Below are 20,774 nucleotides of genomic sequence, written 5' to 3'. Positions count from 1 at the left end.
GCGCAGCCCGACGGACCGGGCGCGCGGCCATTGCCCCGGCAAACACGGTGTGAGTAGCCTATGTTCGCCATTCCGATCGCCTGTTGATATCTCGAACACCGGCTGTTGCGACCGCAGGCGCCGACACATCAAGGGAGGGGGCGGACATGGGCCGTCTCGTACCAGCCGTGACCCGGGCTCTCGACATACTGGAGCTCTTCCTCGACGGGGACGGCACGCTCTCCGCGCCCGACATCGTGCGCCGGCTCCAACTGCCGCGCACCACCGTCCACGAGCTGGTCACCACGCTCGCCGCCCGCAAGTACATCGCCCCCGTGCCCGGCCGGCCCGGACGGTACCGGCTGGGGGTGCGCCCGTACCAGCTCGGCGCCCGCTACGCCGAGCACCTCGACCTCGCCGCCGAGGGCCAGCAGGTCGCCCGGGCCGTCGCCGAGACCTGCGACGAGACAGTGCACGTGGCGATCCTGGAGGACACCGACGTCATCTACATCGCCAAGGTCGACTCCACGCACGCGGTGCGGATGGTCTCGGCGGCCGGCCGCAGGCTGCCCGCCCACTGCACCTCCGTCGGCAAGATGCTGCTCGCCTCCCTCCCCGAGCCGGAACTCGCCGCCCGCTTCCCCGACGGCACCGAGCTGGCCGCGATGACGCCGAACAGCATCACCGACCCCGCCGCCCTGCGCGCGGCCCTCGCAGGGATCCGCGAGCGGGGCGTCGCCGTGGAGAACCGCGAGTCCAACCCGGACGTCTCCTGCGTCGCCGCCCCCGTCCGGGACCGCACCGGGCGCGTCGTCGCCGCGCTGTCGGTCTCCGTGCCCATGATCCGCTGGAGCGAGGAGCGCCGCGCCGAGCTGGAGCGGCTCGCCGTCGAGGGCGCCGCCGACCTGTCCGAGCGCCTCGGTCACCGGAGCGCGGCATGACGTACGAGGTCGCGGTGCGCGCCGAGGCGGCCCTCGGCGAGGGGCCGACCTGGGACGCGGAGGCCGGCCGGCTGATCTGGGTGGACATCCTGGGCTGCCGCGTGCACACCTACGACCCCGCCTCCGGGCGGCGGACGGTGCGCACGACCGAGCAGCACGTGGGCGCGGCCAAGCCCCGGGCCGGCGGCGGGCTCGTCCTCCACCTGCGTGACGGGGTCTGCCTGCTCGACCCCGACGGGACCTGCCGCCCGCTGCACCGCGACCCCGTCCCCGGTCGCCGGGCCAACGACGCCGCCGTCGCCCCCGACGGCAGCCTGTGGGCCGGCACCATGCGCTACGACGAGGCCCCCGGCGGCGGCACGCTCACCCGGCTCACGGGCGACGGCACCGCGACGACCGTCCTGGACGACGTGGCGGTCAGCAACGGCACCGGCTGGAGCCCCGACGGGCGCCTGATGTACTACGTCGACTCGCCGACCCGCCGCGTCGACGTCTTCGACCACGAGGGCGGACGCGTCACCGGTCGGCGCCCGTTCGCCGTGGTGGAGGACGGCGCGGGCTTCCCCGACGGGCTCACCGTGGACGCCGACGGCTGCGTGTGGGTGGCGCTGTGGGGCGGCGCGGCGGTGCGCCGGTACACGCCGGACGGCACCCCGGACCGCACCGTCCGGCTGCCCGTCCCGCTCGTCACGGCCTGCGCGTTCGGCGGCGCCGGCCTGAGCGACCTCTACGTCACCACGGCCCGCACCGGTCAGGCCGCCCCGCACCCGCTCGCCGGGTCGGTGCTGGTCCTGCCGGACGCGGGCACCGGACTGCGGCAGCCGGCGTTCCGGGGCTGACCGGTGCGGGGCCGGCCGGGCGCTCAGATCCCGGTGCGGTCCAGGGCGCGCAGGGCCTGCCGCTCGTACGCCGTCAGCGCGGGCCCGGCCGCCGGGGGAAGCGGGGGCCCGGCCAGCGTGGCCAGCAGGGCCCCCGGGCGCAGGACGCGCGCCGGGCCCGCGAGCAGGCTCGTCACGTCCCACAGGGCGGCGGCCGCCGGATACGAACCGGCCGCCGTCCTCGTCAGGCGCCGCGTGTACGCGGAGACGAGACGGTCCGCCGCCCCCGGCGTCCCGCCCCGCGTCCCCGGGTACCTCATGTCCTGTCCGACCGCCACGGCCCAGGCCGTGTCGACCGGGCGGGCCGCCCTCCGCTGCACCCGGCGGGCGAGGCCGGGCGCGGCGAGACCGGCCCGCCGCACCTCGTCCGCGAGCACCCGCGCGCCCAGCGCCGCCACCGACATGCCCTGCCCGTAGGCCGGGTTGAAGGTGGCCAGCGCGTCGCCGAGCACGACGAACCCCTCCGGCCAGTTCCGGGCCTTCTCCGCGTAACGGCGCACATTGCTGGTGCTGCGGCTGACGTGCACGCCGGTGAGCGGTTCGGCGCCCGAGATCAGCCGGCCCACGATCGGGTCGCGCAGCTCCAGCGTGTACCGCAGGAAGCCCTCCGGGTCGGCCGGCGGCTCACCGCCCCGGGTGCCGCCCAGGCTGACCAGCCAGCGGCCGCCCTCGATGGGCAGCACCATGCCGCTGCGCCCCGGCCGGGAGGCGTACGGGTCGGCGTGCACGACGGTCAGCGGGAACCGCTCGGCCCCCTCGGGCACGCGGTAGATCCGGGTGGCGTTGACCAGACCGGAGTCCACGGTCCGGGTACGGACGCCGGTCACCCCCAGGGCGTCCAGCCAGGTCGGCGCGCGAGAGCCGCGCCCGCTCGCGTCGACCACGAGATCGGCGTCGAGCACGCTGTCCCCGGCCCGCCCGGCCGTGGTGACGCGGACGCCCGTGACCCGCCGCGAACCGCCCGTCAGCTCCTGGGCGCCGGCCGTGTGGATCCGGATCCCGCCGCGTTCGAGGACGGCCTCGCGCAGCACCCAGTCCAGCAGCGCCCGGCTGCACGTGATCATGCCGGGTCCCTGGTGGCGGAAGCGCCGCTGCCAGCCGTCCGGCGTGAGCGACAGCATCCCCGAGCCGAGGGGTATCTCGTGCGCCCCGGCGGCGAGCAGCCGCTCGCGCAGGCCGGCGCCCGGCAGCAGGTCCTCCATGGCGGCCAGGCCCCCGGCCAGCAGCAGATGCGCGTGCCGCCCCTGCGGCAGGCCCCGCCGGTGCTCCGGCCCGTCCGGCAGCTCGTCTCGCTCCAGCACGACCACCTCGTCCGCGGCGGTGGACAACGCCGCGGCGGCCAGCAGGCCGGCCAGCCCGGCACCGACGACGACAGCTCTACGGGACATGGGTCTCCTCCGGTTCGGCCTGGCTGCGCCCGACCCCCGCCCGTTCCACGGCTGTTCAGCCGTGGGTCCAGCCGTGGGCGGACCTCACCGTACCTTCACGCGCGCCGTCGGCCACCGGTCGGGCGGCCAGCGTCCGGGCCAGCTCCACGAGCGCGCCCGGACCGGAGACCTCCGTGGCGTGGAGCCGGTACGTGCTCGGCCGGTCCAGCGGCGCCAGGCCCGCGGCGGCGCGGCGCGCGGCGTCGGCGAGCATCGCCGCCTCCGCGGCCAGCCGGGCCTGGTGGGCCGTGCGGCCCGCGCGCAGGGCCTCGTCCCGCGTCCGCTCGCGCACCCGGTCGTCGAAGTACGGGGCCAGCGCCAGCAGCGCGTCGTGGATGGACACCTCGCGCCACTGGAGCCGCGCGCGGGGAAGCTGCCACCAGGACGCGGGCGGCTTCGGCGCGGTGGACACGAACCGCAGCAGCGCCCACAGCGGGCCGAGCCCGCGGTAGTCGGCCAGTCCGCGCCACTGCGCCACGACCGCAGGCAGCAGCCGCGGCAGCACGAAACCGGCGGAGCAGGTCAGCGCGCCGAGCGAGGCCATGGGCGGGGCCAGCGTCGTGGACAGGAAGTCCAGGTCGTGCCCCAGCCAACGGGCCACGACCGCCGTGTACTTGGCGAGCTGGAAGCCCACCACGTCCAGCAGGCTGCCGGCCAGGATCAGCCGCAGCCCGGTCCGCAGCAGCCCGTCCACCTCGCGCAGCCACCGCACGCACACGGCGCACATCACCAGCGTCGCGGCGCTGTGCCCGAGCAGGTACAGCAGGATCATCTCGCGCATGAACGGGGTGCCGGCGTAGTACGTGTCCAGGTCGGTGAGGCGTTCCGTGTGCGCGTCGGCCAGCACGAACAGCACGACCAGGGCGACGATCAGCAGCGCGTAGGCGGCCATGCTGCGCAGCACCAGGCGCCGGACCCGCGCCCGCGGGCCGCCCCGCCAGTTGACCAGCAGGACGAGCAGCGAGCAGCTGTACGCCGACAGCATCCCGTACGTCAGGGGGGCACCGAAGTTCGGTACGCCCGTGAGGTCGTTGACGGCGGCCAGGGTCAGCGGGGCCGCGCAGACCAGGACCGCGGAGCCGAGGAGGATCGCCGCGCAGGTCGACAGGGCCAGCGGGCCGCGCACCGGGCCGCGCGGCCGGCCGAGCAGCACCAGGCTGGACAGCCCGAAGACGCCGGCCGCCAGGTACACGACGAGACTCATGCCGGTGAACTCCGTTCGCTCGGCGCCCGGTTCACGGCCGCCCGGTTCATGCGCGGCCCGTCAGGGCCGCCGGGTCGCGCTCCCGGGCGGCGGCGAGGGGACCGGCCGCGGCCAGGGCGTCGGCGACGCGCCCGAGCGCTTCCGGTCCGGGCAGCCGGTCCGGCAGCCGTCGCGGCGTGCCGGGGCGGGGTCCGCCGTACGTGCCGCCCGGGGCGGTGTCCCGGAGTTCCGCGTCCCGCGCCGCCGGGACGACGACCGCCGCCCACGCCCGGGCCTCCGCCCGCTCCGCGTCGTCGCCGGCCCGCAGCGCGGCCTCGCGCACCCGGTCGTACAGGGCGCCGTCGAGGTACGGGGCGAGATGGCTGAGCGCGTTGTGGATGCTGGTCTGGCGCCACATCAGCCGGGTGGCGGGGGTGGCGAGCCGGGGCCGGGGCAGCCGCAGGGCGCGCCGGGTCAGCACCTCGTCGAGCACCCGCTCCAGCGGCGCCAGCCGCGCGTACGCCCGCGCGGCCCGCCGCCACTCGACGGCCCACGGGGCGAGCAGCGGGATCAGCATCCCGGCGACCGTCAGCAGCGCGCTCACCGCGGCCGCCGCCGGGGAGACACCGGTGACCAGCACCGGCCAGTCCCGCCCGCTCCAGCGGGCGGCCACGGCGGCCAGCCTGGAGACGCTGTACCCGGCGTTGCACAGCGCGCCGGCCCCCAGGACCGCCAGTCCCACCCGCAGGGCCCCGCGCACCTGCCGGGCCCAGCGCAGCGCCGACACCGCGGTGACCGTGGCCGCCGTGAGGTGCGCGGCCAGGTACAGCACGATCATCTGGCCGATGAACGGCGTCGTCGCGTAGTAGGTGTCCAGGTCCGTCCGGCGCTCCACGGGCGCGTCGCCCAGCGCGAAGGTCACCGCGATGCCGAGGACGACGAGCGTGTACGCGAGGACCCAGCGGCGGACGACGGAACGCACCCGCGGCCCGCCGCGCCACTGGACGATCAGCACCTGTGCGGCGGCGCTGTACGCCGTGATGGACGCGTACGTCAGCGGCGCCGCCAGGTTGGGGACGCCGCTGAGCCGGTTCACGGCCCCCACGGTCGGCGGGGCGCCGAGCAGGAAGCAGAGTCCGGCCAGGCCCAGCACCGCGCACAGGGAGCGCAGATAGGGGTCGCGCCGGTGACGTACCAGGTCGGGCGCCCGGGCCGCCAGACCGAGCCACAGCACGGCGCAGCTCAGGTAGTGGGCGAGGCCGTTCACCGGTGCGGCCCGCGGTAGTTGAGCGCGGCCCCGATGCGTCCGGCCAGACCCTCGGCGTCCTCGTCCCGCGCCGCGTACACGGAGTCCCGGGGGGCCTCCAGCCAGTCGCGCAGCCGGCGGCCCATCAGCATCCCGAAACGGTCGGCCTCCTGCTCCTCGGCCAGGCTGAAGTCGCTGCGCGCGGCGACGGGACGCGGCCGGGGCTGCCCCGCCGGAGCCGGTCCGGCGTCCTCGTCCCGGCCGCGCCGGTGCATGTGCCACACCTCGTGGCACAGGATCACGATCTGGTGCCACACGGCGGCCCGCCGGTCCACCACCACCACGTCGTGCGTCTCGGCCTCCAGCCACAGGCCGCTCGCGGTGTGCGGCGGGAAGGTCTCCCGGCGGACCACGATCTCGCGGCCCCGCCAGGCGGCCACGGACGCGACGAGCGCATCGAACAGGGCCTCGGGGTCCGCGGGTACCGGCACCCGGATCGGGTCGATGAGCGCGTCGGCGAGGCGACGCATCTGCCTGCTCGTGCGCACCGTTCTCCTCTCGGTTCCGCTCCCGGGGGTGCCGCGCGGTTCACCGTGCAATATGCCAAGGATCCGGGCCGCTCAGCCACCTCCGGCCCGGCCGGGGCCGTGCGGAGTCAGGACGGCCCCGGGGAGGCGACCGGTTCCACCGGGACCCCTCCGGCCGCGCCGCCCAGCAGGGTGAGCCGCACCGTCCCGGGTCCCGCCGGGCCGGCGCCGGAAAGCACCGCGAGGGCCAGGGTGTTGACGGCGGCACGCGTGCGCAGGATGCCGTTCGGCAGCACGAGGGTGCGCTGGGTGCCCTCCTCGCCGCCCACGTACTCGCCCATGTTCCATCCGTTCAGGAAGACCTGGACGCGGTAGTCGCGGGACGGGTCGTCGTCCAGGGTCAGCCCCACCGAGGCGTCGGTCTCCGGGGGCACGTCCAGCCGGAACGTGGTCCGGTACCAGGTCACGCCCTGCCGCCGGTCCGCGCGCGGCAACGACACGGGCTCCCAGCCGCCGTCGTCGTACCCGGGCAGGTGCCAGCCCTCGCGCTCCCCGTACAGCCCGCCGTTGTTCAGCGGCCCGCGCACGGGGTCGGGTGCCGCCGCGCCCAGCAACCGCCAGCGCACCGGCGGCGCGGCTCCCTCGAAGGCGACCGACGTGAGCCCGCGGGCGGCGCGGATGTCGTCCTGGTCGTGCTGGGTGCGCCGGACCAGGACGGACAGCACCCCGGAGCGGGGCCGCCCGTCGCGCCGCCGCTCGCCGAGCCGCTCCCGCAGGGCACTCGGCAGCCGGAACCGGGCCGTCGCCGTCCACGTGCCCCCGGCCTCGCCGGGCTCGGCACGGTGCGTGCCCAGCGGCTCCCCGTCCAGCCAGGCCATGAGCATGCCCCGCGCGCCCGTGCCGTAGGAGAGGGAGACGGACTCCAGGCCGTCGGCGCCGGTGAGCCGGCCCCGGTACCAGACGTCGCCGTAGTGGAAGCCGTAGTCGTCGGCGAACAGCACCGGCTGTCCCTCGGGCACGGGCGTCGTGCTGTGCGACGCCGTGCGGTCGGCGGCCGTCCACCCCGAGTCGTCGAAACCGGGCTCGGCCTCCGGGTTCTCCTCCCGGCGCCGCCAGTCGCCGAGCGCGGGCAGCACCGGTTCGCTCACGCCGGGCAGCGGGTCCCGGGACCGCAGGCTGTGCGCCCGGCTGACACGGGTGGCGACGGCGCGGCCGTTCCAGGTCACCCCGGTGACGCCGCGCGGCGCCCACACCTCCAGCCCGTACGCGTCCACCGTGTCCCCGGTCAGCCGCACCGTGTCGCCGTCCAGGGCGGCGGTGCGCAGCAGTGCCGGGCCGTACACGAGGCCCTTGCCGGTCGGCGTCTCGTACGGCCACAGCCGCAGGGACAGGGCGTCGTCGGCGAAGAGCAGCAGCAGGGTGCGGTCGGAGTCGGCGCTGCGCACCCGCACCCGGGTCAGCCCGTGCGTGCCGAGCGGCGCCGTCACGTGCAGCCCGCCCTTGTCGTACGCCCAGGCGGCCTCCTCGTCCAGCCGCGTGGGCCACGGCTCGTCGGGGAAGTCGAGCACGACGTGCGCCATCTCGCCGGTGCGGCCGGTGAAGACGGCGATGTCGAGCCGTCCCGCGCTCATGGTCAGCATGGGCTGCACGGTGGCGTAGGCCAGTTTCCGGCCCGCGCCCAGGTCGAGCCCGGCCGCGAGCAGCCGGGCGTCCCGCGCGGGCACGGTGACCGTCGCGTCGGTGCCGTCCAGCGGCAGCGTGGACGTCACGTCCTCGGCGGAGTCGTTGCTCACGACGTACACGTGGGCGCCGGTGTCCGGGTTGGCCAGGTGCCGCACCTGGAGCCGGGCGTCGCCCGCCCGCACCCCGGGTGCCTCCTCCAGCCGCGACAAGTCCGCGACGTGGCGCAGGAGATGACCGATCTGGTGGAGCGGGGCCAGGTTCTCCGTGGGCCTGCGCGCCTCGTCGATCGCCGCCGCCGGGTCGTAGGTGGGCGCGGGCGCCGACGGCGCGGCCAGCCAGCCCCACGAGGTGCCGCCGAACACGGGGACGGCGTCGTGCAGCGTGACCCCCCGGGCGAGGTCGGCCAGATGCGCGCGCCGCGCCCCGGCGGCGTCCGCGCCGCGGTGCGCTTCACCGAGGAGCACCGGGCCGTCGTCGTGCAGGAGCGGTACGTCGATGCCGTCGGCGCGGACCGTGCGGTGCAGGCGGGCCAGGTGGGCGCGGTCGGGGGCGTCGAGCCGGTAGAGCAGGACCGTGCCGGTGCCCCGCGTGTACTGGTGCCGGGCGGCGACGGCGTCGACGCGGCCCAGCCACTCGTCGGCGTGCCGCAGATACGCCGGGTCGGCGGACCCGGGCCGGCCCCCGGTCGCCGCGAGCCAGCCCGGCAGGCCGCCGCCGTCGACGTCGGCGCCGATGTACGGGCCGGGGCGCAGGACGACGTACAGACCGGTCTCGGCGGCCGTGCGCAGGAACAGGTCCAGATCGCGGACGCCGGTGAAGTCGTACCGGCCGGGGGCGGGGGAGTGTTGGTTCCAGGCGACGCGCACGGTGACCGCGTTGCAGCCGGACGCCCGCATCTTCTCCAGCACGTCCCGCCACAGGGACGGGCTCGGCAGCCGGAAGGGCTGCAGCTCGCCGGCCCACAGCGCGAGGCGTCTGCCGTCCACCAGCAGGGAGTGCCGGTCGAGGGCGACCCGGTGGCGCGCCCCGTCGGCGGCGGGCGGCCCGGGCGGCGGACCGGTGGGTACGAGGCCGGGCGCGCCGGAGGCCGGCACCGCCCCGCCGCTCACGCTGCCGCCGAGGGCGAGACCGAGGACGGTGGTGCCCGCGAGGGCGCTGAATACTCGTCTGCTGAGCTCCAAGGGAGCCTCTCCTGTTGCCTGTACCGCTGGTGCCGGTGGATCCGCCGGTCACCCGTGCCGGGGGTCATTGTCCACAATGGACGCATGAGGATCTCGGCACGGGCTGACTACGCGGTACGGGCGGTCCTGGAACTCGCCGTCCGGCAGGGCGACAGCCCGGTGAAGGCGGAGACGCTCGCGGCCGCGCAGGACATCCCGCGCAAGTTCCTGGAGGGGATCCTCACCGACCTGCGGCGGGGCGGCGTCGTGGAGAGCCGGCGCGGCGGGGGCGGCGGGTACCGGCTGGCGCGGGAGGCGTCGCGGATCACGGTCGCGGACGTCATCCGCGCGGTGGACGGCCCGATCGTCTCGGTGCGCGGCGAGCGGCCCACCGGCCTCGTCTACACGGGCACCGCGGGCCCCCTGCTGCCCCTGTGGGTGGCGCTGCGCGCCAATGTCCGCCGGATCCTGGAGGGCGTGACCGTGGCGGACCTGGCGGCGGACGCGCTGCCGGACCCGGTCCGCAGGCTCGCGGCGGAACCGGCGGCGTGGGAGAACCCGTGACCGGCCGCCGCGCCCCGGACGGCTACCGGTCCGGCCGGCACAGCAGCGGCTTGTCCAGTTCGGCGCAGGGGCGGTGGCCCTTGGCGCGGACGATGTCCTTGCCGACCTCGTCGGCGAGGTAGCGCAGGAAGCCCGCGGCGATCGAGTCCGCCGGCGGCTCGCCGTAGGTGTAGGCGATCTCGGTCTGCCGGGCGCGGGGCCGGGCGGCGCCGGGTACGGGGAGCGTCCGCCCCGAATTCACCGGGGCGTCACGCGGGGCACGGGGTGTTTCCCGCCGGTTCGCCGCGGGGCGGGGTCCCGGGACCTGCCGGGGCCCCGCCCCCGGGCGGCGGGGCCGGAGGCGGTCTACGAACCGACCCTGCGCTTGTTCCACACGTCGAAGCCGACCGCCGCCAGCAGCACCAGGCCCTTGATGACCTGCTGCCAGTCGGAGCCGATGCCGACGAGGTTCATGCCGTTGTTCAGCACGCCCAGCACCAGACCGCCGATGATCGCGCCCAGCACCGTGCCCACGCCGCCGCTCATCGAGGCGCCGCCGATGAACGAGGCGGCGATGGCCTCCAGTTCGAAGTTGAGGCCGGCCTTGGGCGAGGCCGCGTTGAGGCGGGTGGCGAAGACCAGCCCCGCCAGGGCCGCGAGCATGCCCATGTTGAGGAAGACCAGGAAGGTGACCTTCTTGTCCCTCACGCCGGACAGCTTGGCCGCGGGCAGGTTGCCGCCGATGGCGTAGATGTGGCGGCCGATGATCGCGTTGCGCATGACGTAGCCGAAGCCGACCAGCAGGACGCCCAGGACCAGCAGCACGATCGGGGCGCCCTTGTAGGAGGCGAGCAGCAGGGTCACGACGAGGATCGCGGCGACCAGCGCGACCAGCTTCAGCGCGAACAGCTTGGCGGGCGGCACCTCCAGCGAGAACTCCCGCTGCCGCTTGCGGTCCCGCGCCTCCTGGAGCACCACGCACACGATCAGCGCGAGCCCGAGCAGCAGGGTGAGGTTGTGGTAGTTGGTCTCGGGGCCGACCTCCGGGAGGAAGCCGGTGGAGACCTTCAGCAGGCCGTCCGGGAACGGGCCGAGGGTCTGGCCCTCCAAGAAGATCTCCGTCAGACCGCGGAAGATCAGCATGCCGGCCAGGGTCACGATGAACGACGGTATGCCGCCGTACGCGATGAAGAACCCCTGGACGGCTCCCGCGACCGCGCCCATCGCGAGGCACAGGACCACCGCGAGCGGCCAGGGCACGTCGTGCTTCACCATGAACACGGCGGCCATCGAGCCGATGAACGCCGTCAGGGAGCCCACCGACAGGTCGATGTGGCCCGCGATGATGACCATCATCATCCCGATCGCGAGGATCAGGATGTAGCTGTTCTGCACCACCAGGTTGGACACGTTGCGCGGCAGCAGCAGGTCTCCGCCGGTCCACACGGCGAACAGCGCCACGATCAGGCCGAGCGCGAACAGCATGCCGTACTGGCGCATGTTGCGGCGCATGCCGTCGAGCATCAGCCGCAGCAGGCCGCCCCCGCCGGCCGGAGCGCCCTTGCCCGTCGGTGCGGAGGCCGGGGTCTTGGCGGTCACGTCCGTGCTCATCGGGTTACCTCTTTGTCCTTCGTCATCTGGCGCATCAGCGCTTCCTGCGACGCCTCGGCCCGCGAGAACTCACCCGTCAGCCGCCCCGCGGCCATCGTGTAGATGCGGTCGCACATGCCGAGCAGCTCCGGCAGTTCGGAGGAGATGAAGACGACCGCCTTGCCCTGGGCGGCAAGCCGGTCGATGACCGTGTAGATCTCGTACTTGGCGCCGACGTCGATGCCCCGCGTGGGCTCGTCCAGGATCAGCACCTCGGGGCCCGCGAAGATCCACTTGCTGAGGACGACCTTCTGCTGGTTGCCGCCGGACAGCTTGCCCACCGGCTCGAAGACGGTCGGCGCCTTGATGTTCATGGACGTGCGGAAGCCCTCGGCGACCTGCCGCTCCCCGTGCTCGTCGACCAGGCCCCGCCGGGCGACCTTGGCCAGCGCGGTCAGCGAGATGTTCCGGCCCACCGTGTCGATGAGGTTGAGGCCGTACTGCTTGCGGTCCTCGGTGACGTACGCGATGCCGTGCCCGACCGCCTCCGGGACGGACCTGGTGCGGACCTCCCTGCCGTCCCTGAGGACCGTGCCGGACGCGTACCGGCCGTACGTCCGGCCGAACACGCTCATCGCCAGTTCCGTGCGGCCGGCGCCCATGAGGCCGGCGATGCCGACGATCTCCCCGCGCCGCACCTCGACCGACACGTCGTCCACGACCTTGCGCTGCTGGTCGATGGGGTGGTGCACGGTCCAGTTGCGGATCTCCAGTGCGGGCGCCGCCCCGTCGTCCGGCTGGTGCGGGGTGCGCTGCGGGAAGCGGTTCTCCAGGTCGCGGCCCACCATCCCGGAGATGATCCGGTCCTCGGTGGTCTCCGGCGCCTTCACGTCCAGGGTCTCGATGGAGCGCCCGTCGCGGAGGATGGTGACCGAGTCGGCGACCCGGCGGATCTCGTTCAGCTTGTGGGAGATGATGATCGAGGTGATGCCCTGTTCCTTCAACTGAAGGATCAGGTCGAGGAGTTTGCCGCTGTCCTCGTCGTTGAGCGCCGCCGTCGGCTCGTCGAGGATGAGCAGCTTCACCTTCTTCGACAGCGCCTTGGCGATCTCCACCAACTGCTGCTTGCCCACGCCGATGTCGGCGACGCGGGTCTGGGGGTGCTCGTCCAGACCGACCCGGCGCAGCAGTTCGGTGGCGTGCCGCAGCGTGGCGTTCCAGTCGATCAGCCCGCGCCTGGCGTGCTCGTTGCCGAGGAAGATGTTCTCGGCGAGGGAGAGGTACGGCACCAGGGCCAGCTCCTGGTGGATGATCACGATGCCGTGCTGTTCGCTCGCCCGGATGTCCTTGAACCGGCAGGTCTCCCCCTCGAAGAGGATGTCCCCCTGGTAGCTGCCGTGCGGATGGACGCCGGAGAGCACCTTCATCAAGGTGGACTTCCCCGCGCCGTTCTCGCCGCAGATGGCGTGGACCTCGCCCCGGCCGACGGTCAGGGTGACGTCCGACAGCGCTGTGACACCGGGGAAGGTCTTGACGATCGAGCGCATTTCCAGGACGGGTCCCGCCATGGTCGTGCCTTCCAATCCTTCGGTGGGCCCGGTTACTTGAGGTCGTTCTCGGTGTAGTAGCCGCCGTCGACGAGGACCTGCTTGTAGTTGGCCTTGTCGACGCTGACCGGCTGGAGCAGGTAGGAGGGGACGACCTTGGCACCGTTGTCATAGGACGTGGTGTCGTTGACCTCGGGCTTCTTGTCGTTCAGCACGGCGTCGACCATGTTGGAGGCGATCTTGGCGAGCTGGCGGAGGTCCTTGTAGACGGTCTGCGTCTGCTCGCCCGCGACGATCGACTTCACCGAGGCGACCTCGGCGTCCTGGCCGGTGACGACCGGCATGGGCTTGCCGGCGGAGCCGTAGCCGTCGGACTTCAGGGCGGACAGGATGCCGATGGAGATGCCGTCGTAGGGGGAGAGCACCGCGTCGACCCGGGCGCTGCGGTAGCTGGAGGTCAGCAGGTCGTCCATGCGCTTCTGCGCGGTGCCGCCGTCCCAGCGCAGGGTGGTGACCTGGTTGAGCGCGGTCTGCTTGGAGCGGACGACCAACTGCCCCTTGTCCATGTAGGGCTTGAGCACGTTCATCGCGCCCTGGAAGAAGTACTTGGTGTTGTTGTCGTCGTTGGAGCCGGCGAACAGCTCGATGTTGAACGGCCCCTTCTCGGAGCCGTCCTCGAGGCCGAGCTTCTCGGCGATGTAGCCGCCCTGGAGTTCGCCGACCTTCTCGTTGTCGAACGAGGCGTAGTAGTCGACGTTCTCCGTGCCGAGGATGAGCCGGTCGTAGGAGATGACCGGGATGTCGGCGTCCTTGGCCTGCTGGAGGACGTTGCCCAGGGACTTGTTGTCGATCGCGGCCACGATCAGGGCGTCCACGCCCTGCGTGATCATGTTCTCGATCTGGGAGACCTGCTGGTCGGGGTCGTCCTCGCCGTAGACGAGCTTGGTCCTGTAGCCCTTGGCCTTCAGTTCCTTCTCGACGTTGGCGCCGTCGGCGATCCAGCGCTCCGAGGACTTGGTCGGCATGGCTATGCCGATGGTGGCGCCTTCGCCGCCGCCCTTGTCCTCCTCGCTGCCGCCCTCGCTGTTCTGGCCGCAGGCGGTCAGCGCGAGGGCGAGGGAGGCGGCCGAGGCGACGGCGGCGAGTGCGGCTCTGCGGTTGCGCATGGTCATCATCCTTGAGGTGGGTGCGGGGATCGGTCCGGTGGCGCCAGAACGCTGAGTGGGGGATCGGCCGAGAACAGGTGTGTGGGATTGTGCGCGGTCGTGTCTTCTTTTGTGAAGGGTCTTTCCGGAAGTTATGACGGGATCTCGAACCGGTGGAGCGCGCCCGGCAGCCGTGTGCCGAGGGGGGCCATGTCCCCGTCCGCGCCGTGCCGCGCGAGGAGGTCCAGGGCCAGCCGCCCGCGCCGCACCCGCTCCTTGGCGGTCGCCAGCGTCAGTTCCCGCAGGTGGTGCCCGTACGGATAGATCCCGGGCGCCTTGGAGAGGCCGAACTTCAGATACAGCGGGGCGCCGCGCCGGATCAGCTCGGCGACCTCGTACATCCGGACGTAGCCGCCGAGGTCGTCGGGGGCCTCGATGTAGAGGTCCATGGGCGCGGCCGAAACCCGCCTGATCTCGGTGAGGTGGTCCGGCGTCAGATCGCTGGGCACATTGATCGAGTCGGCGCCGAGCCGCTCGTAGACCGCGTACGAGGCCGGGTTGACGGGGCCCACCAGCGCGGACACCTTGAGGGTGGTGCCGGCGGGCAGGAGGCCGGCCGACCGTGCCCGGTGCAGCGTCCACAGCACACCCTCGTCGGCGACGAGCAGGCAGCGCACCCCCAGCTCCGTCGCCCGCACCGCGTCCTCGACGCATCCGGCGACCGCGTCGTGGCCGCGTGCCCGCAGGCCCGCGCCGCCGGAGTCGGTCCGGGTGGAGCCGCCGATGTCCCAGGTGCCGCGCGGGCCGGTGAACAGGCAGAGTTCGATGCCGCGTTCGGCGGTCGCCTCCACCATCTCGGTGATCTCGGCGTCGGTCAGCATCCACACGCCGCTGCCCTGGCTGATCCGGTGCACCGGCACGTCCAGCCGCGCGGACTCCCTCAGCACTACCGCCAGCGCCTCCGGGCCCTCGCAGGAGGGGATCTCGGTGCGCCAGCGGCCGCCGCCGGGAAAGGAGTGCGGCGACGCGTCGGCCGGGTCGAGGGCGGGTGCGGCCAGCCCGAGGGCGGTGAGTGCCTGCTCACCGGGCCTGCGGGCGGCCGCCGGGGCGGAAGAGTCGGTCACGTGCTGTCCTTCGGTTCGATGCGCCGCTCGGGCGGCCGGTTCGAGATACCGGACACGGTTCGCGACGATGGGTACGGAGAACTGCCGGGGTCGCCGGGTGCGGAGGCCGTCGGGCCGCCCCCACACCGGCGAACGGTTTCAGGGGCGCAGCAGCACCTTGCCGACGGCCGGGTCGCCGGCCCCGGCCAGTTCGACGGCCCGCGCGAAGTCGGCGAGCGGCATCTCGTGCGTCACCAGGGGCAGCGGGTCGAGCAGTCCGGCGGCGAAGACCCGCACGGTGTGCGCCCAGGCGGCCGGCGGAGCCCCGAAGACGGTGTGCACCTCGAGCTGCCGTACGACCAGGTCGGTGGGGTCGAGACCGTCGGCGCCCGGCGCCGGGATGCCCGTCAGCACCAGCCGGCCCCCGCGTCTGAGCAGCGCGGCGGAGGTGCGGGCCGCGTCGGCCGACCCGGCGGTCTCGACGACGACGTCGAAGGTGCCGGGCAGCTCCGGCTCCAGGGCGTCCTTGGTGCCGAAGCGGGTCGCGCCGAACCGCTCGCTCAGCGCCCGGCGGTCGTCGCGCGTGCCGACGACCAGCAGCTCCGCCGGGCAGGCGGCGCGCAGGAACTGCACGGCGAACATGCCGAGCGTGCCGGTGCCGACGACCGCCACCCGCTCGCCGGGGCGGGGGTTCGCCTTGAGCGCGGCGGCGGCGACGCAGGCGGCGGGCTCCAGCAGGGCGGCGGCAGTCAGGTCGGCGTCGTCGGGCAGCACGTGCAGGAGGCGGGCGGGCAGGGTCAGCGTGGGGGCCATCGCGCCCGGCTGCGTGAAGCCGGTCTCCTCGTACCCGGCGCCGCACAGCGTGGTCTCGCTCTCGTGGCAGCGGTCGCACACCTGGCAGTTGCGGAACCCCTCGCCGACCACCTTGCGTCCCACCAGGGCCCCGGACACCCCGGCGCCGGCCGCCTCGACGGTCCCGGACCACTCGTGGCCCGGGGTGAGCGGGTAACGCACGTACCCCTCGGGCCGGTTGCCCTGGTAGACCTCGCGGTCGCTCCCGCAGATCCCGGCCGCGTGCACCCGTACCAGGGCCTCGCCCGGACCGGGCTCGCGCGGCACGTGCGGCACGATCCGGTGCCGGCCCGGCGCGTCGACGACGACCGCGCCGGTCATTCCCCGGCCCCCTTCGGCCGGCGCTGCTCCCAGCCCTCGGCCCACAGGTCGAACCGGGCCTGCTGCTGGGGGAATTCGGCCGCCGCGTCGGTGTCCAGCTCGACGCCGAGGCCGGGCGTGTCGGACAGGTGGAAGCAGCCGTCCTCCGGGTCCACCCGGGGGGCGCCCTTCACCACCTTCTTGATCTCCGCGTCGGCGAAGTCGTTGAAGTGCTCCAGGATCTTGAAGTTGGGGCTCGTGAAGCCGACTTGGAGCGAGGCGGCGGTGAGGACGGATCCGCCCACGTTGTGCGGGGCGACGAGCATGCAGTGCGTCTCGGCGGTCGCGGCCAGCTTCCGGGTCTCCCAGATGCCGCCGATATGACCGACGTCCGGCTGGATGATGTCCGCCGACTGGTCCTCGAACAGCTCGCGGAACTCGATCCGGTCGTGGACGCGCTCACCGGTGGCGACGGGCAGGTCCACCTTCTCGGCGACCTTCCGCAGCGCCTTCAGGTTCTCCGGCGGCACCGGCTCCTCCAGCCAGGCCGGCCGGAAGGGCGCCATCTCCCTGGCGAGCCGCACGGCGGTGGCGGGGGAGAAGCGGCCGTGCATCTCCAGCATCAGTTCGGCCTCGGGGCCGATGGCGTCGCGCACGGCCTCGATCAGCGACACGGCGTACAGGGTCTGCTCGTGGTCCAGCTCGAAGTGGCCGGTGCCGAACGGGTCGATCTTCAGCGCCCGGTAACCGCGCTCCATCACCCCCTGCGCGGCCTTGTGGTACGCCTCCGGGGTCCGCTCGGTGGTGTACCAGCCGTTGGCGTACGCCTTCACCCGGTCGGTGACCCTGCCCCCGAGGAGCTGCCACACGGGGACGCCGAGCGCCTTGCCCTTGATGTCCCAGCACGCCATCTCGACCACGGCGATGCCGGACATCACGATCTCGCCCGCGCGGCCGTAGTCGCCGTACTTCATGCGGCGCACCAGGTCCTCGACGGCGAACGGATCGGAACCGAGGACGTGGTTCGCCTCGGCCTCCTTCAGATAGCCGAGGAGGGCGTCGGTGCGGCCCAGCATCCGGGTCTCGCCGACTCCGGTGAGGCCCTCGTCGGTGTGCACCTGGACGTACGTCAGATTGCGCCACGGCGTCCCGACCACGTGTGTGCTGATTCCGGTGATGCGCACGGCGGCTGCCCCTCGCTTTGTTCGAGATTTCGGCACTCGTTCGAAATAGTGGCGTGACAGTAATGGAGGAGGTGGTGGGAGTGTCAATGGGTCGGACACAGAAGGGTTTCGGCGGGTTCGGCGGCATGGGCGACACGGCGCGGCCGCTTCCCCACACAACCTTCACAGGCGGACCTAGGAACACGGCTGTCACGGAACTTAACCTTCCCGCGTCATGGACTACTGCCACCCGTGCCGACGGCACCTCAACGGCGCCCTCGCCTGCCCGGGCTGCGGCACTCCTGTCCGGCGACATTCCTCGCCGCGGACGTATGTGACGGAACGTCCGGAAGACGGACCGCCGGTCGTCGACGGACCCGGCGTCCCGGACCGCGCCGCCGAGGGCGCCCGGCCGGCGGACCCCGGCGGCAGGGCGAGCCGACGCGACCGCAAGGCCGCCGCTCACCGCCGTCGCCGCCGCCGGACCCTGCTCGTCACCGCGGGCCTCGTCCTGGCGGCCGGCGGTCTCGGCGTCGCCGAACTCGGCGCCGAGGCGCCGGAGTCCGCACCGCGGCCGTCCGCCGCCGGGGAGGAGACGGCGGACGGCGGGGCGACGCGGGAGGCGGGGGAGCCGGGAGACGCGCCGGCCGCACCGGCCACCGGCGCTCCGGGCGCGGCCGCACCCTCGGACGGCCCGTCACCCGGGCCCTCCGCCTCCGTCTCCGCCACGGCGTCGGCATCGGCGTCGGCCTCCCCGTCCGCGTCACCGCGTCAGGCGGGCACGGCACGGCCCACCGCCCCCTCGTCCCCGCCGCCGGACGGGACGGCGACGCCGCCCGCGAACCCCTCGTCGAGCGACCCCCGCACCCCGCCCGCCACCCCGACGCCGCCACCGGACCCGACCCCGAGCGAAACCTGCGACCGCTTCCTGTGGTGGTGCGCCTAGGGCGGCCTCGTACGGACCACGCCGCCGCAGGGCCTGTCGTTCGGATCACGCGCGACGCGGGGCCCGGCGGGCGCCCTGCGTCGTCCCTCACCGACGCTCCGCGTCGACTCCCTCCCGCGCCGTCCGGCGGCACGCACCGCCCCCGCCCGAGAGGCTCCGCGCCTCACGGCCGGCCCGATCCGGACGGCACGCCCCCGCCGCTCGACACCCTCCCGCGCCGTCCGGCGGCACGCACCGCCCCCGCCCGGCCCCGCCCGAGAGTCTCCGCGCCTCACGGCCGGCCCGATCCGGACGGCACGCCCCCGCCGGGAGCGGCACCCCGCCGGCGCCGGGGCGCGGACCCCGCCCCGCGGGAGCCGCCCCGCGCTCACTCCCCGAGCATCCGCCGCAGCGCGTCCCGCAGGGCGATCCGCTCCGCCTCCGCGAGGCCCGCGAGCGGCTCCCGCGCGAACCTCAGCGACTCCCGCAGCCCCCGGGCCACCCGCCGTCCCTCCTCCGTCGCTGCGGCCACCTTCACCCGCCGGTCGCCCGGATCCGGCCGCCGCTCGACCAGCCCCCGCGCCTCCAGCCGGTCCACGATCCCGGTGACGTTCGACGGCTCGCACTTCAGCTTCTGCGCGAGCTTGCGCATCGGCAGCGGCTCCAGCGACAGCAGGCTCAGCAGCTTGGCCTGCGCCCCGGTGAGGGCCCGCTCGGCCGCGGCCTCCTCGTAGTCGGCGTGGAAGCGCGCCACGACCTCGCCGATCAGCTCGACGACTTCCAGGGTCAGGGCGTCGGGTCGGCGGGGAGTGTCACGAGGTGCGGCCATGGAATCCAGGGTACCCATGTGTTTGACAACCTGAAATATTCAGTCGCATGGTTGTTTCAGGTACTGAAACACCACCCGACCCCCCGCATCGCATCCCCTGGAAGGTGCCTCATGGCCGACTCCCCCGCTCTCCCCGCCGTCAACCGCGAATGGCACCTGCTCAGCCGTCCGGTCGGCTGGCCCCGGCCCGAGGACTTCGCCCTCGTCGAGGCGGAGGTCCCCACGCCGGGCGAGGGGCAGGTGCTGGTGCGCAACCTGTTCCTCTCCGTCGACCCGTACATGCGCGGCCGCATGAGCGCGGCCAAGTCCTACGTCGCCCCCTTCGAGCTCGGCAAGGTCATGCAGGGCGGAGCGGTCGGCGAGGTCGTCGCCTCCGACGCCGAGGGCATCGCCGTCGGCGACCACGTCCTGCACTTCTTCGGCTGGCGCGAGTACGCCGCCGTCGACGCGAAGAACGCCGTCAAGGTGGACCCGCAGGCGGCGCCGCTGTCGACGTACCTGGGCGTGCTCGGCATGACCGGCCTGACCGCCTACGCGGGCCTGCTGCGCACCGCCTCCTTCAAGGAGGGCGACGCGGTGTTCGTCTCCGGCGCCGCCGGTGCCGTCGGCAGCCAGGTCGGCCAGATCGCCAGGCTCAAGGGTGCCTCGCGGGTGATCGGCTCGGCCGGGTCCGACGAGAAGGTCAAGCTGCTCGTGGACGAGTACGGCTTCGACGCCGCCTTCAACTACAAGGCGGGCCCGGTGGGCGAGCAGCTCCGTGCCGCCGCCCGCGACGGCATCGACGTCTACTTCGACAACGTGGGCGGCGACCACCTGGAGGCCGCGATCGGCTCCCTCAACCGGGACGGCCGCATCGCCGTCTGCGGCATGATCTCGGTCTACAACAACACCGAGCCCGCCCCCGGCCCCCGCAACCTCGCCCGCCTCATCCAGACCCGCGGCCGCATCGAGGGCTTCCTCGTCGGCGACCACTACGACCTCCAGCCGCAGTTCGTCCAGGAGGTCGGCGCCTGGGTCCGCTCCGGCGAGCTGAAGTACCGCGAGACCGTCGTCGAGGGAATCGACAACACCCTCGAGGCCTTCCTCGGCGTCCTGCGCGGCGACAACACCGGAAAGATGATCGTCAAGCTCTGAGGCGAGGACGGACCTTCACTGGATTTCCGCCATGCGGTAGCGTCATTCCGAAATTCGTCGTGATCGTGGGCGCGAGTCACGACGGACCGAGGAGGAAGACAACCCCATGCCCATCCAGCAGTCCGATGTCCTCTACACCGCCGTCGCCACCGCCGAGAACGGCCGCGACGGCCGCGTCGCCACCGACGACGGCAAGCTCGACGTGGTCGTGAACCCGCCCAAGGAGATGGGCGGCAGCGGCGCCGGCACCAACCCGGAGCAGCTCTTCGCCGCCGGCTACAGCGCCTGCTTCCAGGGCGCGCTCGCCGTCGTCGCCCGCCAGGAGGGCGCCGACGTCTCCGGTTCGACCGTCACCGCCAAGGTCGGCATCGGCAAGAACGACGACGGCTTCGGCATCATCGTGGAGATCTCCGCCGAGATCCCCGCCGTGGACGCCGACACCGCGCGGTCCCTGGTGGAGAAGGCCCACCAGGTGTGCCCGTACTCGAAGGCGACCCGGGGCAACATCACCGTGACGCTCGTCTGACGGGCCCCTCACGCACGGTGAAGGCCGCACCCCGCGAACGGGGTGCGGCCTTCACCGTATGCCCGCGACAGTCGGGCCCTGCGGCCCGCGGCG

19 protein-coding genes are annotated in these 20,774 nt (G+C 73.8%); 6 read left to right on the top strand and 13 right to left on the bottom strand.

Annotation, left to right across the window (positions count from 1 at the left end):
* Positions 1–146: 146 nt before the first annotated feature.
* Positions 147–920 carry an IclR family transcriptional regulator gene (locus ACH499_RS02950; RefSeq protein WP_356197001.1) on the top strand — a complete coding sequence of 258 codons (774 nt, stop codon included), beginning with the start codon at positions 147–149 and terminating at the stop codon, positions 918–920.
* Complete coding sequence (locus tag ACH499_RS02945) at positions 917–1,759, top strand: SMP-30/gluconolactonase/LRE family protein (RefSeq protein WP_399013470.1); 843 nt, start codon at positions 917–919, stop codon at positions 1,757–1,759. Before ACH499_RS02950 ends, ACH499_RS02945 begins: the two co-directional genes overlap by 4 nt.
* 23 nt (positions 1,760–1,782) lie before the next feature.
* On the opposite strand, the gene ACH499_RS02940 is transcribed toward ACH499_RS02945, so the two are convergent.
* The 5 genes from ACH499_RS02940 to ACH499_RS02920 all read right to left on the bottom strand — a co-directional run bounded on the left by ACH499_RS02940 (position 1,783) and on the right by ACH499_RS02920 (position 9,045).
* Positions 1,783–3,186, bottom strand: a complete 1,404-nt coding sequence (locus ACH499_RS02940; protein WP_356197005.1) for an FAD-dependent monooxygenase — start codon at positions 3,184–3,186, stop codon at positions 1,783–1,785.
* Between the two features lie 55 nt (positions 3,187–3,241).
* On the bottom strand, positions 3,242–4,429 hold the full coding sequence (locus tag ACH499_RS02935; RefSeq protein ID WP_356197007.1) for an MAB_1171c family putative transporter: 1,188 nt from the start codon (positions 4,427–4,429) through the stop codon (positions 3,242–3,244).
* Between the two features lie 46 nt (positions 4,430–4,475).
* Positions 4,476–5,675 carry an MAB_1171c family putative transporter gene (locus tag ACH499_RS02930; protein WP_399013468.1) on the bottom strand — a complete coding sequence of 400 codons (1,200 nt, stop codon included), beginning with the start codon at positions 5,673–5,675 and terminating at the stop codon, positions 4,476–4,478.
* A complete protein-coding gene (locus ACH499_RS02925) occupies positions 5,672–6,184 on the bottom strand; it encodes a toxin (RefSeq protein ID WP_399013809.1) in 513 nt (170 codons plus the stop codon). The genes ACH499_RS02930 and ACH499_RS02925 overlap by 4 nt, the downstream gene beginning before the upstream one ends.
* 125 nt (positions 6,185–6,309) lie before the next feature.
* The gene (locus tag ACH499_RS02920) at positions 6,310–9,045 is read right to left on the bottom strand and encodes a beta-galactosidase (protein WP_399013466.1); all 2,736 of its coding nucleotides are present in this window, start codon (positions 9,043–9,045) and stop codon (positions 6,310–6,312) included.
* 84 nt (positions 9,046–9,129) lie between these two features.
* Between ACH499_RS02920 and ACH499_RS02915 the strand changes: the two genes are divergently transcribed.
* The gene (locus ACH499_RS02915) at positions 9,130–9,588 is read left to right on the top strand and encodes an Rrf2 family transcriptional regulator (RefSeq protein WP_356197013.1); all 459 of its coding nucleotides are present in this window, start codon (positions 9,130–9,132) and stop codon (positions 9,586–9,588) included.
* Between the two features lie 22 nt (positions 9,589–9,610).
* On the opposite strand, the gene ACH499_RS02910 is transcribed toward ACH499_RS02915, so the two are convergent.
* The 7 genes from ACH499_RS02910 to ACH499_RS02880 all read right to left on the bottom strand — a co-directional run bounded on the left by ACH499_RS02910 (position 9,611) and on the right by ACH499_RS02880 (position 17,288).
* Positions 9,611–9,829 (bottom strand): hypothetical protein, encoded by a 219-nt coding sequence (locus ACH499_RS02910; protein ID WP_399013464.1) that lies wholly within the window; start codon positions 9,827–9,829, stop codon positions 9,611–9,613.
* A 104-nt stretch (positions 9,830–9,933) separates the two neighbouring features.
* Positions 9,934–11,178 carry a multiple monosaccharide ABC transporter permease gene (gene mmsB / locus ACH499_RS02905; RefSeq protein ID WP_399013462.1) on the bottom strand — a complete coding sequence of 415 codons (1,245 nt, stop codon included), beginning with the start codon at positions 11,176–11,178 and terminating at the stop codon, positions 9,934–9,936.
* A complete protein-coding gene (gene mmsA / locus ACH499_RS02900) occupies positions 11,175–12,725 on the bottom strand; it encodes a multiple monosaccharide ABC transporter ATP-binding protein (protein ID WP_356197021.1) in 1,551 nt (516 codons plus the stop codon). Before mmsA ends, mmsB begins: the two co-directional genes overlap by 4 nt.
* Before the next feature lie 32 nt (positions 12,726–12,757).
* Positions 12,758–13,870 carry a multiple monosaccharide ABC transporter substrate-binding protein gene (gene chvE, locus ACH499_RS02895; protein WP_399013459.1) on the bottom strand — a complete coding sequence of 371 codons (1,113 nt, stop codon included), beginning with the start codon at positions 13,868–13,870 and terminating at the stop codon, positions 12,758–12,760.
* Positions 13,871–14,001: 131 nt separating this feature from the next.
* Positions 14,002–14,973 (bottom strand): hypothetical protein, encoded by a 972-nt coding sequence (locus tag ACH499_RS02890; protein WP_399013457.1) that lies wholly within the window; start codon positions 14,971–14,973, stop codon positions 14,002–14,004.
* A gap of 138 nt (positions 14,974–15,111) precedes the next feature.
* Positions 15,112–16,125, bottom strand: a complete 1,014-nt coding sequence (locus tag ACH499_RS02885; protein ID WP_399013456.1) for a zinc-binding dehydrogenase — start codon at positions 16,123–16,125, stop codon at positions 15,112–15,114.
* Positions 16,122–17,288, bottom strand: coding sequence for a mandelate racemase/muconate lactonizing enzyme family protein (locus tag ACH499_RS02880; RefSeq protein ID WP_399013455.1), 1,167 nt, complete (start codon positions 17,286–17,288; stop codon positions 16,122–16,124). Before ACH499_RS02880 ends, ACH499_RS02885 begins: the two co-directional genes overlap by 4 nt.
* Before the next feature lie 313 nt (positions 17,289–17,601).
* On the opposite strand from ACH499_RS02880, the gene ACH499_RS02875 reads away from it, so the two are divergent.
* Positions 17,602–18,213: a hypothetical protein gene (locus ACH499_RS02875; protein WP_399013453.1), complete on the top strand. Its 612-nt coding sequence runs from the start codon at positions 17,602–17,604 to the stop codon at positions 18,211–18,213.
* A gap of 367 nt (positions 18,214–18,580) precedes the next feature.
* Here ACH499_RS02875 and ACH499_RS02870 read toward each other — a convergent pair whose 3' ends face one another.
* Positions 18,581–19,021 (bottom strand): MarR family transcriptional regulator, encoded by a 441-nt coding sequence (locus tag ACH499_RS02870; RefSeq protein WP_356197037.1) that lies wholly within the window; start codon positions 19,019–19,021, stop codon positions 18,581–18,583.
* Positions 19,022–19,132: 111 nt separating this feature from the next.
* Here ACH499_RS02870 and ACH499_RS02865 point away from each other — a divergent pair, with 111 nt between their 5' ends.
* Together ACH499_RS02865 and ACH499_RS02860 are read left to right on the top strand one after the other, a co-directional pair.
* Entirely contained in the window at positions 19,133–20,155 is a 1,023-nt protein-coding gene (locus tag ACH499_RS02865) for an NADP-dependent oxidoreductase (RefSeq protein WP_399013450.1), read from the top strand.
* Positions 20,156–20,261: 106 nt separating this feature from the next.
* A complete protein-coding gene (locus ACH499_RS02860) occupies positions 20,262–20,681 on the top strand; it encodes an organic hydroperoxide resistance protein (protein ID WP_356197043.1) in 420 nt (139 codons plus the stop codon).
* Positions 20,682–20,774: the final 93 nt, after the last annotated feature.

Source organism: Streptomyces sp. NPDC018947, assembly GCF_044390505.1.
GTDB lineage: Bacteria > Actinomycetota > Actinomycetes > Streptomycetales > Streptomycetaceae > Streptomyces.
Note: the sequence above shows the minus strand (reverse complement) of the source record. Positions and strands in the feature narration are given on the sequence as shown.